At 40.4% G+C, this 16143-nt stretch carries 13 protein-coding genes; all 13 read left to right on the forward strand.

Going from position 1 to position 16143, the window contains the following annotated elements:
* Positions 1-39: 39 nt before the first annotated feature.
* On the forward strand, positions 40-1134 hold the full coding sequence (gene murG, locus C5695_RS07660) for an undecaprenyldiphospho-muramoylpentapeptide beta-N-acetylglucosaminyltransferase (RefSeq protein ID WP_117730215.1): 1095 nt from the start codon (positions 40-42) through the stop codon (positions 1132-1134).
* 31 nt (positions 1135-1165) lie between these two features.
* Positions 1166-2077 (forward strand): UDP-N-acetylmuramate dehydrogenase, encoded by a 912-nt coding sequence (gene murB, locus C5695_RS07665; RefSeq protein ID WP_117730216.1) that lies wholly within the window; start codon positions 1166-1168, stop codon positions 2075-2077.
* Positions 2078-2204: 127 nt separating this feature from the next.
* Positions 2205-2984: a cell division protein FtsQ/DivIB gene (locus tag C5695_RS07670; RefSeq protein WP_117730217.1), complete on the forward strand. Its 780-nt coding sequence runs from the start codon at positions 2205-2207 to the stop codon at positions 2982-2984.
* Positions 2981-3670: a DUF881 domain-containing protein gene (locus tag C5695_RS07675; RefSeq protein ID WP_117730218.1), complete on the forward strand. Its 690-nt coding sequence runs from the start codon at positions 2981-2983 to the stop codon at positions 3668-3670. The genes C5695_RS07670 and C5695_RS07675 overlap by 4 nt, the downstream gene beginning before the upstream one ends.
* A 20-nt stretch (positions 3671-3690) precedes the next feature.
* Positions 3691-4416, forward strand: coding sequence for a DUF881 domain-containing protein (locus C5695_RS07680; protein ID WP_117730219.1), 726 nt, complete (start codon positions 3691-3693; stop codon positions 4414-4416).
* Positions 4416-4784: a small basic family protein gene (locus tag C5695_RS07685; RefSeq protein WP_003210988.1), complete on the forward strand. Its 369-nt coding sequence runs from the start codon at positions 4416-4418 to the stop codon at positions 4782-4784. Before C5695_RS07680 ends, C5695_RS07685 begins: the two co-directional genes overlap by 1 nt.
* 159 nt (positions 4785-4943) lie before the next feature.
* Entirely contained in the window at positions 4944-6266 is a 1323-nt protein-coding gene (gene ftsA, locus C5695_RS07690) for a cell division protein FtsA (RefSeq protein WP_117730220.1), read from the forward strand.
* A 33-nt stretch (positions 6267-6299) separates the two neighbouring features.
* Positions 6300-7445 (forward strand): cell division protein FtsZ, encoded by a 1146-nt coding sequence (gene ftsZ, locus C5695_RS07695; RefSeq protein WP_003211613.1) that lies wholly within the window; start codon positions 6300-6302, stop codon positions 7443-7445.
* Positions 7446-7749: 304 nt separating this feature from the next.
* Positions 7750-12066 carry a S8 family peptidase gene (locus C5695_RS07700; protein ID WP_117730221.1) on the forward strand — a complete coding sequence of 1439 codons (4317 nt, stop codon included), beginning with the start codon at positions 7750-7752 and terminating at the stop codon, positions 12064-12066.
* Positions 12067-12304: 238 nt separating this feature from the next.
* Positions 12305-13234, forward strand: a complete 930-nt coding sequence (spoIIGA, locus tag C5695_RS07705) for a sigma-E processing peptidase SpoIIGA (RefSeq protein WP_117730222.1) — start codon at positions 12305-12307, stop codon at positions 13232-13234.
* 58 nt (positions 13235-13292) lie between these two features.
* Entirely contained in the window at positions 13293-14012 is a 720-nt protein-coding gene (gene sigE / locus C5695_RS07710) for an RNA polymerase sporulation sigma factor SigE (RefSeq protein WP_003211142.1), read from the forward strand.
* Positions 14013-14154: 142 nt separating this feature from the next.
* Positions 14155-14934 carry an RNA polymerase sporulation sigma factor SigG gene (gene sigG / locus C5695_RS07715; protein ID WP_034317964.1) on the forward strand — a complete coding sequence of 260 codons (780 nt, stop codon included), beginning with the start codon at positions 14155-14157 and terminating at the stop codon, positions 14932-14934.
* A gap of 152 nt (positions 14935-15086) precedes the next feature.
* Positions 15087-16025 carry a sugar-binding transcriptional regulator gene (locus C5695_RS07720; protein ID WP_117730223.1) on the forward strand — a complete coding sequence of 313 codons (939 nt, stop codon included), beginning with the start codon at positions 15087-15089 and terminating at the stop codon, positions 16023-16025.
* Positions 16026-16143 lie beyond the last annotated feature (118 nt).

A 16143-nucleotide genomic window follows, 5' to 3' on the forward strand; every position in this document is an offset into this window, starting at 1 on the left:
TTTGTTCAGAGCAGAAAAAAATTGAGGGGAAATGGTATAATGCGTATAGTAATTAGTGGAGGCGGAACTGGTGGGCATATATATCCGGCTTTAGCTTTTATTAAAGAAGTGAAAAGACTGCATCCTGATGTGGAATTTTTATATATTGGTACTGAAAATGGACTTGAAAAGAAAATTGTAGAAAGAGAAAATATTCCTTTCAAATCTATAGAAATTTCAGGTTTTAAACGAAAACTTTCCTTTGATAACGTCAAAACGGTGATGAGATTTTTAAAGGGCGTTCAGAAAAGTAAATCTTACTTAAAAGAATTCAAGCCTGATGCGGTTATTGGAACAGGTGGTTATGTGTGTGGACCGGTGGTTTATGCGGCTTCTAAGCTGAAAATCCCGACTATCATACACGAACAAAACAGCTTGCCTGGTATCACAAATAAGTTCCTGGCGAGATATGTTAATAAGGTAGCCATCTGCTTTGATGAAGCAAAGGCACATTTTCCTTCTGAAAAGGTTGTATTTACGGGAAACCCTAGAGCCTCTGAAGTCGTCTCTATAAAAGAGGGGAAATCTCTTAAAGAATTTGGGCTGGATGAAAAGAAAAAAACGGTTCTTATTTTTGGCGGGAGCCGAGGTGCTGCCCCTATTAATAGAGCAGTGATTGAAATGCAAGATGAATTAAAAGCTAAGAACTACCAGCTTTTATATATCACAGGTGATGTTCATTATGAAAAAGTGTTGCATGAGCTAAATGAAAAAGGTGCAGCACCTAATATGATCACAAAACCTTTCTTGCATCAAATGCCGGAGTACCTCAAATCGATCGATGTGATTGTTGCAAGAGCTGGAGCCACTACAATTGCTGAAGTAACAGCTCTTGGGATTCCAACCATTTTTATTCCGAGTCCGTACGTGACGGCAAATCATCAGGAGATCAATGCAAGATCACTTGAAAAACACGATGCTGCGATTGTTTTAAGAGAATCAGAGCTTTCGGGAGATCGTCTGCTGCATGCCATTGATGAAATTGCCGGTAATGAAGAAAAACTCAACGAAATGAGCCGTCTAACGAAAGAACTAGGCGTACCAGATGCGGCTACACGTTTATATAATGTGTTAAAAGAAATTACGACTACATGATGGAATGATAATAGGTAAGGCGGAGGGTAATATGGAGAACTTGAAGAATGAATTATTAGAAGCGCAGGTTGGTAAAGTACTTGAAAATGAGCCGCTTGCTAATCATACAACAATGAAAATAGGGGGACCAGCAGATCTATTGATCATCCCTAAAGATATTGATGCAGTTCAAACGATCATGGATCAAGTGAAAAAACATCATGTGAATTGGACGGTTATCGGAAGAGGTTCGAATTTACTTGTACTTGATAAGGGGATACGCGGTGTTGTCCTCAAGTTAGGCGCTGGACTGGATCACTTAACTGTAAATGATGAAGAAATTACAGTTGGCGGCGGCTATTCTGTCGTTAGACTCGCGACATCTCTTAGTAAGCAAGGTCTTTCAGGATTGGAATTCGCAGCTGGTATTCCTGGGTCTATTGGCGGTGCTGTTTATATGAACGCAGGTGCACATGGATCTGATATCAGTAAGATTCTTGTGAAAGCTAGAATCTTATTTGAAGATGGAAGCATCGAGTGGCTCACAAATGAACAGATGAATTTTAGCTATCGAACTTCAGTTCTTCAAAAGGAACGACCTGGCATTGTCCTTGAAGCGGTGTTTAAGCTAAAACAGGATGACCGCGAGAAGATTACAAAAAAGATGCAGCAAAATAAAGATTATCGTAAAGAAACACAGCCTTATAATCGACCATGTGCTGGCAGTATTTTTCGAAATCCCCTGCCTGAATATGCAGGACAGCTTGTAGAAAAAGCGAATTTAAAAGGATACCAGATTGGCGGAGCGAGAATTTCTGATATGCATGGCAACTTTATTGTCAACGCTGGTGGTGCAACTGCTCAAGACGTGCTTGACTTAATTCAGTACATTCAAAAGAAAATTAAAGAAGACTATAACGTAGATATGCATACAGAAGTAGAAATTATCGGTGAAGCAAATTAACAGCTAGCTTTTATAAATGATGGCATCACAGAAAAACAAACGGCATGAAAGATTGCCGTTTGTTTTCTCATCAAAATGATGACCCAAAGGTGTGGACAAGCAGCTTTGAATGAGGTGAAGATGATATATGCGGCCTGATCATGAAAATGAAAAGATCGTCAATATAGAAGAGCGAATTCCTAAAATTAAAGAACAAAGGAAGCAAAAAGCGAATCGAAGGCTGATCTCTTTTATTCTACTGTTTTTTATCATGGTTCTAATTATTATTTATTTGCAGACACCAATCAGTAAAATTTCTTCTTTAACCATCACGGGTAACGAGCATGTCTCTACAAAACAGCTTGTTAAACTTTCACAAATTAAAGAAGGCGAAACAGAGTTTTGGAATTTAAATAAAGATATAACAGCAGACCATATTAAACAAAATAAACTGATTAAAAGCGTTAGTATCAAAAAGCATTTCCCGAATAAGGTTAGTATTGCTGTCAAAGAATATGCAAATATTGCGTATCTTCAAAAGGGCAACTTATATTATGAACTTCTTGAAAATGGGACAGCTTTACCAGAAGAAGTTACACCGAGTCATGCGGGACCTATTTTTGTCGATTGGGACAATAAGGAGAAGCTGAAGCAAACCGTTAGATCTTTAAATCAGTTGCCAGCCTCAATTCAGGAACTCATCTCAGAAGTATATTATGTGCCGACAAATTCAAATCAGTGGCTAGTTAAATTTTATATGAATGACGGGAACACCGTGATTGCGTCGATTAAAACATTCGGTGATAAAATGAAAACCTATCCAGCCATTTTAAAAGAACTTTCTTCTTCTGAGAAAGGGACAATCCATATGGAAGTCGCTACGTATTTTGAAGCGTTTAAATCTAAGAAAAAGGAAGATGAGCGTTGAGAGGCAAAACAGTTATATTCTCAATTGTCATGCTTGTTCTTGGTTTTCTGATTTCTTTTTCATACCAGTATACAAAGCAGCATCAGGCAGATGTCATTCGGACAGAGCAATGGAAAAAAGAATACTCTCTGAAAAGTCAGCTCACAAAGCAGGAAAAGGCGAATCAGAAACTTGAAAAAGAATTATATAGCCTTCAATCAAAGGTGCAAGCGACAGAGTCCAATTTGAAAAATGAAAAAGAGCAGTATTTTAATGTTTTGGAAGATGTTGAGAAATACAGAATGTTTACAGGAGAGATCGGTGTAAAAGGGAAAGGGATCAAAGTATCTCTTGAAGATGCATCTTATATCCCGAGTGGACAAAATGTCAATAATTACATTGTGCATGAGAGCCACATTTTTCATGTGATAAACGAACTATTTATATCAGGAGCCTCTGCTGTATCTATTAATGGACAAAGAATCACACACCAATCCTACATACATTGTAACGGCCCAGTTGTCACAGTCGATGGCGTTCAGCATCCAGCACCATTTGTCATTTCTGCTATTGGTGATCCAGCTGTGTTAATGCCTGCTTTAAATATTGCAGGAGGAGTGGTCGATCAGCTCACAAGTGATCACATTTCAATGACGATTGAAAAAAAGGATATCCATATGAATCCTCTTTTAAGAAACAAAGATTAAAAGTGAAAAGGTGAGTGGTGTTGAGGAAAAAAAAGCCTTTACTTAGTTTAACAGCTTTAATGATCATATTCGGCATCATGGTCTCCATCCAATTTAATTCTTTACAAAAGCCCAAAGTTCGTGATACTCGTGATGTTTGGGAACTAAGAGAGGATTTATCTGCATCTAAAAGTAAAGAATTGGATTTGCTAAAAGAAATCGACAAATACGACGAGATGCTGAAAAAATATGGTCATCAAGGAGATCAATCAAAAGAAGCTCAATTAACTAAAACGTTAAAAGAGTTAAAGGAAAAAGCTGGCTTGACAGAAGTGGAAGGGGAGGGGATTGAAGTTGTTATTTCTCAGCTCTTTTCCAAGGATCTTACTGGAGAAGAAGTGAAAAATATCCCGCCTGATCTTTTGAAAAAGTTAATCAATGAAGTCAATATGTTTGGGGCAAAACATATTTCCATTAATGACCACCGTGTCATCAATACAAGTGTGATTCGGGATATTAATGGCACGACAAAAATGGATGGCTACAGCTTAGATGGTGATGAAGTCACCATTAAAATGATAAGCGAGCAGGCTGACAAATTATACAGCCGTTTAAATGTTTCAGATATTGGTGATTTGTTTGCTCAGGAAAACTTCAGCTTGAGTATAAGCCAACCGAAGAAAAAAATTCATTTAAAAGCATATGACGGTGCAATTCAGTTAAACGAATTAAAGCCTCTTGACGATGTAAAGGAGGGAAAATCTTAATGTGGCTTCCTGTACTGGGCTTAATCATAGGAGTTGCGATCGGTTTCTTAACAAATTTTACGATTCCGAATGAGTATTCTAACTATCTTTCCCTCGCTGTACTTGCTGCGCTTGATACATTGATTGGTGGAATCCGGGCACATCTGCAAGGGGCATACGATGAACTAGTGTTTGTATCAGGCTTCTTCTTTAATATTATACTCGCAATAAGTTTAGCTTTTCTGGGCGTCCATCTTGGTGTAGACTTGTACTTAGTCGGAATGTTTGCATTCGGCGTTAGATTGTTTCAAAATATAGCAGTTATTCGAAGAATTCTACTAACAAAATGGACAATTTCTAGAGAAAAAAAGAAAAAAAGTGAGTCATAAAAAAGGATATACATATGATGTAACGAATATTTTCAGTAATCCTAATAAAAAATGTTGATTTTTTAAGTTTTGTTACACACTTGTAAAAACACATTCATTGTATTGTTGTTCAGCAAATAATAGAATAGAAAGTATTGATATGTGAGGAGGTGCCATAGAATGAACAACAATGAAATTTACGTCAGCCTTGACATCGGTACATCCAATATAAAAGTCATCGTCGGAGAAATGGCGGATGATTCGCTTAACATTATAGGTGTTGGAAATGTCCCTTCTGAGGGGTTAAAAAAAGGATCGATTGTTGATATAGATGAGACAGTTCATTCTATTAGACAAGCATTTGAACAGGCTGAGAGAATGGTAGGTTTTCCTTTACAAAAGGCGATTGTCGGAATTAACGGAAACCACATTCATATTCAGAATACGAGCGGCGTGGTCGCAGTATCTAGTGAGAACAAAGAAATACATGCTGAAGATGTGAGACGTGTCTTAGATGCTGCACAAGTAGTATCTATTCCTCAAGAACATCTCGTCCTCGACGTAATTCCGAGACAATTTATCGTTGACGGAAGAGATGAGATCACAGATCCGAAAAAAATGCTTGGCGTTCGGCTAGAGGTGGATGGATCGTTAATTACAGGCTCTAAAACGATTCTACATAACTGGCTCCGATGTGTAGAAAGAGCTGGAATTGAAATTATGGATATTTGCTTGCAGCCACTCGCATCGGGCTCAGCAGCATTATCGAAAGACGAAAAAAATCTAGGGGTAGCTCTTGTCGATATTGGCGGCGGATCTACAACGATATCCGTATTTGAAAACGGGCATCTCTATTCTACTCACAGTATCCCTTTGGGCGGAGAGAACATTACAAAAGATTTGTCTATAGGACTTAGAACTTCGACTGAAGAAGCTGAACGAATCAAAAAACAATTTGGGCATGCGTTTTATGATGAGGCATCGGCTGAGGAAACATTTGAAGTTTCTGTCATCGGTACCGATCAAAAACAAACGTTTACTCAGCTTGAAGCGGCTAACATTATTGAAGCACGGCTGGAAGAAATCCTGCTCTTTGTGGCAGAGGAATTAAGAAATATGGGTGTCCATGACTTGCCTGGTGGATTCGTTCTAACAGGCGGACAGGCAGCCATACCAGGTATCCTTTCTCTAGCACAAACAGTCTTGCAAAACAATGTCAGGATTGCAAGTCCGAATTATATCGGGGTGAGAGAGCCTCAATATATGACAGGAGTTGGTCTGATCCACTTTGCTTATCGCAATGCAAAGATTCAAGGCAGACAGGTTGGATTCCAAATGCCGGATGAGGCGTTTCATGAAGTAGGCGCATCCATGGAGCCGGTTTCTTCTGCACCACAAGTGAAAGAAGCGCAGCCAAGACCGAAAGTGAAACAAAAAGCACAACAAGAGACAAATAAAAAACCGGGCAAAATGAAAAAACTATTTAATATGTTCTGGGAATAGAATTAGATTTTCGACGGATTAGGAGGATTCAGCATGTTGGAGTTTGAAACAAATATAGACGGCCTAGCATCAATTAAAGTAATCGGAGTAGGTGGAGGCGGAAATAACGCTGTCAACCGAATGATCGAAAATGACGTACAAGGTGTCGATTTTATTGCAGTCAATACAGATGCACAGGCATTAAATCTATCAAAAGCAGAAACTAAAATGCAAATCGGTGCTAAGCTGACAAGAGGGCTTGGAGCAGGTGCGAATCCTGAAGTCGGTAAAAAGGCTGCTGAGGAAAGCAAAGAACAGATTGAAGAAGTACTAAAAGGCGCAGACATGGTCTTCGTTACAGCTGGTATGGGCGGTGGAACTGGTACGGGTGCTGCACCTGTCATTGCAAAAATCGCAAAAGATTCTGGTGCGTTGACAGTTGGAGTCGTCACCCGTCCTTTCACATTTGAAGGTAGAAAGCGTCAACTTCAAGCAGTTGAAGGAATCGCTTCTATGAAAGAAGCAGTTGACACATTAATCGTGATTCCAAACGATCGCTTGCTTGAAATTGTTGATAAAAACACGCCAATGCTTGAAGCATTCCGTGCAGCAGATAACGTGCTTAGACAAGGTGTTCAAGGGATTTCCGATTTGATTGCAACACCAGGTCTGATTAACCTTGACTTTGCTGACGTGAAAACAATCATGTCCAATAAAGGTTCTGCTCTTATGGGTATTGGTGTCGCAACAGGTGAAAACCGTGCTGCTGAAGCAGCGAAGAAGGCCATTTCTTCACCACTTCTAGAAACTGCGATCGATGGTGCACAAGGCGTCATCATGAACATTACGGGTGGTACGAACCTAAGTCTTTATGAAGTACAAGAAGCAGCGGATATTGTTGCTTCAGCATCTGATGAAGATGTAAACATGATCTTCGGTTCTGTCATTAATGATAACCTGAAGGATGAAATTGTGGTGACGGTAATCGCTACTGGATTTATCGAGCAAGAGCCAGAAGTGACAAAATCACAAAGAAATCCATTAGGACAAGGATTAAAGCAAAATCAATCCATTCCTCAAAAGCGTGAAGTAAAGCGTGAGGAACATCAACAGCCATCATCTCAACCGAGACAAAATACACAATCAAGCGATGATACGCTGGACATTCCAACGTTCTTACGTAACCGCAATAAACGCTAATCTAGTATGGCGCTCAACCCCTTCCATTGGAAGGGGTTTTTTCATGTCAACATATAAAACAGACCTGCGCTGTTTCTGATCAAAAAGTCTTAATTGAATCAGAATCAATTCAACTATCATATGTATTTTGGCTTATGTTGGTTAAGAAAAAAGAATCATTTTTGATTCCTATTACAAAAAACGACAAAATGATGAACTTTATTTGACTACATTAAATAGAACACCATGAATCTTGTCATGACCTAAAAGAAGGAAAGGAGTGAGACGTGTACTCTGTTTGGCCATTTGAGGAGGAGGGATTTGATTGAAATTGAAGTTTCGCAAAACCGCCGGCTATCGTTTGATGAGTCTTTTGGTGATTGGTACTTTAACGATGACAAGCTTTGGGATGGTTCAAGCAAAATCGACTTCTACCTCATATCAGGAGGAAACTGTTTCCTCAAAGACAACAAAAGCAAAGATCTCATCTAGATTACTGAAGCAGTTTCAGCAGAATGACAAGGTGACTTTTTTAGTCAAAATGAAGGAGCAAACGAATACGCAAAAAGTGGCGAAGGAAGCTGTGATCAAAGCCAAAAAGAAAAAATTAACAGCAGCTAAAACACAGTACACAAAAAGATCTGCTGTCGTATCCGAATTAAGAGCAACGTCTGAGGAGACGCAGCAAGCGCTTCTTGCGTATTTACAAAAGGAACAACAGAAAAAGCAAGTAAAGGAGTTTCATTCGTACTATATTGTGAATGGTTTAGCGGTGACGGGAACGAAAGAAGTGATGGAAAAGGTTGCTGCTTTCCCAGAGGTAGATCAAGTGCTGCCAAATGAAACTCGTCAAATTCATCGACCGGTTGATTTGAAGACATCTAAGCAAAAAAAACAAATCAAAGCAGTAGATGGAGTCGAGTGGAACATTTCTCAGGTTCATGCTCCAGAAGCGTGGGCTTTAGGTTATGACGGTACTGGTACAGTTGTGGCAAGTATTGATACAGGAGTGGAGTGGGATCATCCTGCTTTAAAAGAAAAGTATCGAGGATTTGATCCAGCACGGCCGAATGAACCATCTCATGAATTCAATTGGTACGACGCAACGACAGAATCTGAAGCGCCATACGATGATTTAGAGCATGGTACGCACGTGACAGGAACGATGGTTGGTTCTGAACCAGATGGAAAGAATCAAATCGGGGTCGCACCAGGGGCAAAATGGATTGCGGTGAAAGCTTTCTCAGAAGATGGTGGTTCAGATGCTGATCTGCTGGACGCAGGTGAGTGGATTTTAGCACCGAAAGATGAGAACGGAAACCCTCATCCTGAAAAGGCACCAGATGTCGTCAATAATTCTTGGGGCGGTGGGCCTGGTCTTGATGATTGGTACAAAGATGTCGTCAATGCTTGGAGAGCAGCCGACATTTTCCCAGAGTTTTCTGCTGGTAATACGGATTTATTTAACCCTGGTGGAGAGGGGTCAATAGCAAATCCTGCGAACTATCAGGAAGCCTTTGCGACGGGTGCAACGGATCAAGATAATAAATTGGGATCTTTCTCACTGCAAGGTCCTTCTCCATATGGCGTGATGAAACCAGATATTGCAGCTCCAGGGGTAAACATTCGTTCCTCTATTCCCGGGAAAGAATACGAGGACGGCTGGAATGGGACGTCGATGGCTGGTCCACATGTGTCAGCAGTTGTAGCTCTTCTCCGCCAAGTACAGTCAGATCTTTCTGTTGAAGAGATCGAACAAATTCTCATTGATACAGCGAAGCCGCTGACAGATCAGCAATTCCCGGAATCCCCTAATAATGGCTATGGGGCAGGTTTAGTTGACGCAAGAGAAGCGATTACGGCATTAACAGATGGAATTGGCGCGATTGAAGGCCAGGTGACAAAAGAAGGAGAAGATACTGAACCACCGGTTTTTTCTCATAAAGGACCAAATGAAATCTTTGCCTCTACGCCAACACCTTTGACCATCACAGCAGAAGATGAAGTAGCTGTAACAAATGTAGCCTTGACGTACAGGGTCGACCAGGGGAAATGGGAGACGGTGCAAGCAAAACGTACGGATGGAAATCATTTAAACGGAACCTATGTAGCCCAGCTCCCTGAACTTGAAGGTGAAAACGTCACGTACCGCTGGCTTGTAAAAGATTTTGGAGAAAATGAAGCTTCATCAGAACCTTATACGCTTCCGATCAAAACATCTATTACGACTGGCTATAAGCAAGACTTTGAAGCATGGCCAAGTGGCTGGTTCAGTGGTGGAACAAAAGATCCATGGCAGTGGGGAAAACCGTCGACGGGACCAAAACAAGCCTTTACTGGAGATCATGTCTATGCCACAAACTTAGACAGTCCGTATGAAAATCAAACAGATGCCCATTTATCAATGCCGATGATTACTGTAGCTGAGTCAGGATCTTCCTTTTTACAATATCAATACTGGCATGACCTAGAAGCGAATTATGATTATGTGCATATTCACGTGCAGCCTGAGGGGGAAGATGCCACGCAAGTAACAGCCTATACAGGTAAAACAAATGCATGGACAGCAGGTGAAGTTGACTTATCTGCCTATAAAGGTCAAAACGTGAGGGTCATTTTTCAGCTCAGAACGGATGGCAGTGTGACCAAAGACGGTTTTTATTTAGATGATGTGAAAATAACAGATCAGGCTCTGCCTCAAAAAACAAAGAAACAACTAGGCGTCATCAAAAAAGAAAAATCTACTTCTCCACAAAAGAAATCTGTTGACCCGAAAAAGGCTAAGCCTGCTAAAACAAAAGAAAAACATGTTCATATGAAAAAAGAAAAAAAACTTGATGTTCCGTCCATCAAAGCTCTTCCTATGAAAGCAGAAATCAGTGTTCTTGAAAGCGGCAAATCAACGTACACTGATGAAGCAACAGGGAGATATCAGCTTACTCACGGTGCAGGAGAATTTACAGTGAAAGCTGAATCTTATGGGTTTGAATCACGCACGCAAAAAATCAATATTTCCTCAAATGAAACGGCAGAGGCGAATTTCTCCTTACAGCCACTTGAGAAACGAACGATATCCGGCACCATTGTCAACGAAGCAACAGGTGAAAAAGTAAAGGATGCCACGGTTTACCTTGTAGAAGATGCGAAAATTGAACCGGTGAAAACAGATGAATCTGGCGAATTTTCTCTAGAGGCATTGAGCGGGGTTTATACCGTCAAAATATTCGCGAAAGATTTTAAAGGGTATACATTTACAGCAGATGTGACAGAGAAACCGGTAGAAAAAGCTATTCAGCTGGAGCCATTCATCGGTTTTGCTGGTGAAATTGGTTACGATGACGGAACAGCTGAAAATGCGCGGGCGTTCTATGATCCTGGCAATGGCTGGGCTGTCAAGTTTTCATTAGAAAAGGGCAAGAAACAAGCGAAAGTCACTGGGGGGTTGTTCCGTTTCTGGACATCAGAGTGGCCAACACCTGGCGGAGATGAATTTGCGGTTGAAGTGTATGATGCTTCTGGAAAGAATGGAGCTCCAGGAGAGAAAATCGCAGGACCTTTAAAAGCGAATGCGCTGCGTAATGGAGAATGGACAAAAGTAGATTTAGAAGATCAAGCCATAATGGTGGATGGAGATTTTTATCTAGTCTATATTCAAACGAAAAAGAATACGGAATCTCCAGGGCTTGCAACAGATGAAGATGGGCCAAATGCTGAAAGAAGCTGGCAACTGACGAGCGGTGCTTTTTCTCCTTCTCCAAAAGAAGAAGGGAATTATATGATTCGGGCGCTTGTTGACTATGAAGCAGATGTGCCAGAGATTACGTCGCCAAAAGCGGGAGCCATTACGAACGAAGATGAGCTGGAGATTGAAGGCAAAGCCTCTCCTGGACTTGATGTAGCAATCTATCAAAACGATAAAGAGATTGCGAAAGTGAAAGCAGATCAGTCAGGTGTTTTCAAAGAGAAGGTCACAGTTCCAAGTGGAGAGCATGTCTTCACGGCTGCCACTGTTACGGATAAAGGTGCAACGAAACGATCCAAACCAGTAAAGGTCACCATTGATCAAACAGCCCCATCGCTAACCATAGATACACCGAAAAAAGGGGAAAAGTCAAATAAAGAATCGCTCACTGTAGAAGGAAAGGTGACGGATGATCATCTTGATCGAGTCACTGTAAATGGAAAAAAGGCAACTGTAAAAGATGGAAGATATTCTGCAAGAATACTGCTTGAAAACGGGAAAAATATGATCAAAGTCACTGCGAAAGATGCAGCAGGAAACAAAACGATGAAAAAAGTCAATATCGATGTTCAATACGAAGCACCTGAGATTTCTAAACTGACTCCAGCAGAGAATATCCATCTAGCCTCAGGGGAGTCTGTAAAAATTTCATTTAACAGCAGAGAAAAGCTAGAAGCAACGTTTGTCATTCACATGCCGCTGACAAACGCTAGATCGAAGCTTCACAATACAACAGAGCTGCCGCTTCGCGAAGTATCGAACGGAACATATGAAGGCTATTGGACAGCTACTTCTACTGCTAAAGCAAAAGGCGCGGTCATTGAAGTGATTGTGCGGGATGATTATGGAAATGTCACAAGACAAAAGGCTTCAGGTACATTAAATATCAATGAAAAGTAATTCGTAAAGAAAAGACACGCTCCTAGGAGACGTGTCTTTTCTGTTTCCGAAAGCTTGTCTCGAAGAACACCCTATTCGCCCTGCTCACATTCCTCGACAAAAACAATAACAATCCACCAAAAGTTCTCTATCATCCCCAACAAGAATTGACAGACTTCCATCTCATGACTGTTTTATACTGGTACAAACAAGTGCAAGTACTGCTTTTGATTCTTTGTTCAGATGAAAGGAGCAGAAGGTGGTCATTTATTTAGATGTGATTTGGCTGTTAAACTTTTGTTTTGATCTATTGCTTCTCTTACTCACTGCATTTATTCTCAAACGACAAGTAAAAAAAAGGCGATATATGTTAGGAGCACTCATTGGATCGAGCATTGTTCTCTTGCTCTTTACACCATTTGCAATCGTTGTGTCACACCCTTTAGGCAAACTACTTTTTTCTGTCTTCATCGTGCTTGCAACCTTTGGTTTTCAAAGATTTCGTTCCTTTTTTCAAAACCTGTTTGCTTTTTACTTTGTAACCTTTTTGATGGGAGGAGGCATGATCGGGGTTCATTCGTTTTTGCAAACCAATACAGTGATTCAAGATGGACTGCTGATTTCACAAAACGATGGCTTTGGTGATCCCATTAGCTGGCTTTTCGTTTTAACCGGCTTTCCTGCGATTTGGCTCTTTTCCAAGAAAAGATTGGGGGAGGTTGCTACGAAAAAAAGACAGTATGATGAACAAGTGCTTGTGGAAATACACATTCACGGAGAAACCATCCGTTTAAATGGACTCGTCGATTCTGGCAATCAGCTGTATGATCCAATGACGAAAACACCAGTTATGATCGTGCAGGCTGATCAGCTAACGACCATTTGCGGAGAGCCATTTATAGAGCTTATGAAACAGTCTCATCCCGTTGAGGTGATGCAAAAAATTGATGATCAATTCGCACTACTTGATCGATTAAGACTTGTTCCATATCGAGCGGTCGGTCATGATCACGGCTTTCTACTATGCTTAAAACCAGATACAGTCGTCATTTACTCTAAAACGCATATAATTCAGCCAGCTAAGTGTTTTGTAGGAATGAGTCTGAGCGGTTTATCAGCAGATCAGGAATTTCAATCCATCATTCATCCAGATATGTTAGACGGGAAAATCATCCAAGGGGTGTCGTAGTTTTTGGTGATGTCTTTTATCTTACGAGGTCAACTTGACATTTAGAAGGGAGAAGAAGATGAAAAAATTAAAATTTAAACTCACTTACTACTGGTATAAACTCCTCATGAAGCTAGGTCTAAAGAGTGATGAAATTTATTATATTGGTGGAAGTGAAGCGCTGCCGCCGCCATTATCAAAGGATGAAGAGCAGGAGCTGCTTGTCAAATTACCAAAAGGTGATCAAACCGCAAGAGCGATTTTGATCGAAAGAAATTTACGTTTAGTCGTTTACATCGCAAGAAAATTTGAAAACACAGGTATTAATATTGAGGATTTAATTAGTATCGGAACCATTGGTCTGATCAAGGCAGTCAATACCTTTAACCCAGAAAAAAAGATCAAACTTGCGACATATGCTTCAAGATGTATTGAAAATGAGATTTTGATGTACTTACGTCGAAATAATAAAATTCGTTCAGAAGTCTCGTTTGATGAACCGCTCAACATTGATTGGGACGGAAATGAACTGCTTTTATCAGACGTACTTGGAACAGATGATGATATTATCACGCGGGATATTGAAGCTAATGTAGATAAAAAATTACTCAAAAAAGCGCTGGAGCAATTAAATGACCGTGAAAAGCAGATCATGGAACTGAGATTCGGCTTGATCGGTGGTGAGGAAAAAACTCAAAAAGATGTCGCTGATATGCTTGGGATTTCCCAGTCGTATATTTCAAGGCTAGAAAAACGAATTATTAAACGATTACAAAAAGAATTTAACAAAATGGTCTAAAAAAATTTTTTGGAAGCTCTGTCCCTTTGCTGTCAAAGGAATCAACCACTTTTCTCATGATTCTCGTCTACGCCTGTGCATATTTTTCCATCCCAAGGAGATACTGAACTTTGTACAACAGCTCCTGTAGGGAGGGAAAAAAGTGTCCAGAAATAAAGTGGAAATCTGCGGAGTCGACACCTCCAAACTGCCTGTTCTGAAAAACGAAGAGATGAGGAAATTGTTCAGACAGCTGCAAGATGAAGGTGACGATACAGCAAGAGAAAAGCTAGTCAATGGCAATTTACGGTTGGTTTTAAGTGTGATTCAGCGTTTTAACAACAGAGGCGAGTATGTCGATGATCTCTTTCAAGTAGGCTGTATCGGATTAATGAAATCAATTGATAATTTTGATTTAAGTCATAATGTCAGATTTTCAACTTATGCGGTCCCTATGATCATAGGAGAAATCCGTCGATACTTGCGTGATAACAACCCGATTCGGGTGTCTCGCTCACTAAGAGATATTGCCTATAAGGCACTTCAGGTCCGTGAGAGACTGATTAGTGAGACAAGCAAGGAGCCAACGGCAGAGGATATTGCCAAGGTGCTCGAAGTGCCTCATGAGGAAATTGTCTTTGCCCTAGATGCGATTCAAGATCCTGTTTCTTTGTTTGAACCGATCTATAATGACGGAGGAGATCCGATTTATGTGATGGATCAAATTAGTGATGAACGGAACAAAGACACACAATGGGTAGAGGAATTGGCCTTAAAAGAGGGCATGCGCAGATTGAACGACAGGGAAAAAATGATTCTTCGTAAGCGCTTCTTTCAAGGTAAAACGCAAATGGAAGTCGCTGAAGAAATCGGGATCTCTCAAGCACAAGTTTCAAGGCTTGAAAAAGCAGCCATCAAACAAATGAATAAAAACATCTTTTAAAGCCGCCGCTTTCGTGTGCGGCTTTTTTCATTCTTGTGAGTGAACACGTCTCTAGTATTGACTCGCTTATTTTTTTCATTTAATCTGTTTTTAACAAATGTTATTTTACATATCATTTGTTAGGGAACACTTAAGCGGAAAGAAGGGTTATTATGACATTCCATGATGAAAGAAGGCTGCTCATTAAGGTTGCGCATATGTATTATGAAGAAGGCGCCACTCAATCGAACATCGCAGAAGCTGTTGGGGTTAGCCGTTCGCTCATATCGAAATATTTGGCAAAAGCACGTGAAGCAGGAATCGTGGAAATCATTATTCATGATGAAGTCAATCAACAGTATGGATCGTTAGAAAGAAAAATAGAGCGTAAATATGGTCTGCGAGAAGTCGTCTGTGTGGAAACGCTCAGCCAAGACACAACAAAAAGTCGAATAGGTGCCGCAGCGGCGGGTTTTTTATTAAAAGTGATGAAGGATGGACAAGTTATCGGCTTTTCCTCAGGGACAACGTTGCATGAAATGGCAAAAGCAATTACGTCTGTTCAGCACTATCCATCCGTAACATTTGTTCCGCTTGTCGGAGGTGTGGGAAATGAAGATGTCGATATCCACGCCAACTATATTATTGCGAGGTGCACAGAAGCACTCAAATCTAAATGTGAATTTTTACATGTTCCCGTCATGCTGGATACGAAAGAAGCAAAGGATGTACTCATTAGACAACCTTCAATTAAAAAAGTGATTGAACTAGGAGAATCATCAAACATCGCAGTTGTCGGAATTGGCGGTGTTCCTCAGCATTCAACGATGGTGAAATCTTATATGACAAGTGGTGAGGAGGATATCCTCCAAGCAAAGGATGTAGCAGGTGACATTTGTTATAACTTTATCGATCATAAAGGGGGAGTGTATCCGCACCCTTGGAACGACAGGGTGATGGGGATCAGCCCACAAAAACTGAAAGAAATTCCGCTTGTCATAGGTGTCGCTGGGGGCGAAGAAAAAATTGAAGCGATCAGGGCAGCATTAGAAGGTGGATTAATTCATGTATTAATTACTGATGAACGAACAGGAGACGCCTTATTAAAGTAACTACCTAATATCATTAGGTAGTTTTTTTGAGTCTTTAGACTCAAAAAGATTGAAAATTTTATCGATTTTATCTTGACACAAAGTTGACACATCATATAAACTAAGTTCATAACAAATG

The organism is Bacillus pumilus (assembly GCF_003431975.1).
Classification (GTDB): Bacteria; Bacillota; Bacilli; order Bacillales; family Bacillaceae; genus Bacillus; species Bacillus pumilus_N.

Excerpts from the sequence above, each read along its gene's own strand:
- murG (WP_117730215.1), top strand. The coding sequence starts at position 40 with ATGCGTATAGTAATTAGTGGAGGCGGAACTGGTGGGCATATATATCCG.
- murB (WP_117730216.1), top strand. The coding sequence starts at position 1,166 with ATGGAGAACTTGAAGAATGAATTATTAGAAGCGCAGGTTGGTAAAGTA.
- C5695_RS07670 (WP_117730217.1), top strand. The coding sequence starts at position 2,205 with ATGCGGCCTGATCATGAAAATGAAAAGATCGTCAATATAGAAGAGCGA.
- C5695_RS07685 (WP_003210988.1), top strand. The coding sequence starts at position 4,416 with ATGTGGCTTCCTGTACTGGGCTTAATCATAGGAGTTGCGATCGGTTTC.
- ftsA (WP_117730220.1), top strand. The coding sequence starts at position 4,944 with ATGAACAACAATGAAATTTACGTCAGCCTTGACATCGGTACATCCAAT.
- ftsZ (WP_003211613.1), top strand. The coding sequence starts at position 6,300 with ATGTTGGAGTTTGAAACAAATATAGACGGCCTAGCATCAATTAAAGTA.
- sigE (WP_003211142.1), top strand. The coding sequence starts at position 13,293 with ATGAAAAAATTAAAATTTAAACTCACTTACTACTGGTATAAACTCCTC.
- C5695_RS07720 (WP_117730223.1), top strand. The coding sequence starts at position 15,087 with ATGACATTCCATGATGAAAGAAGGCTGCTCATTAAGGTTGCGCATATG.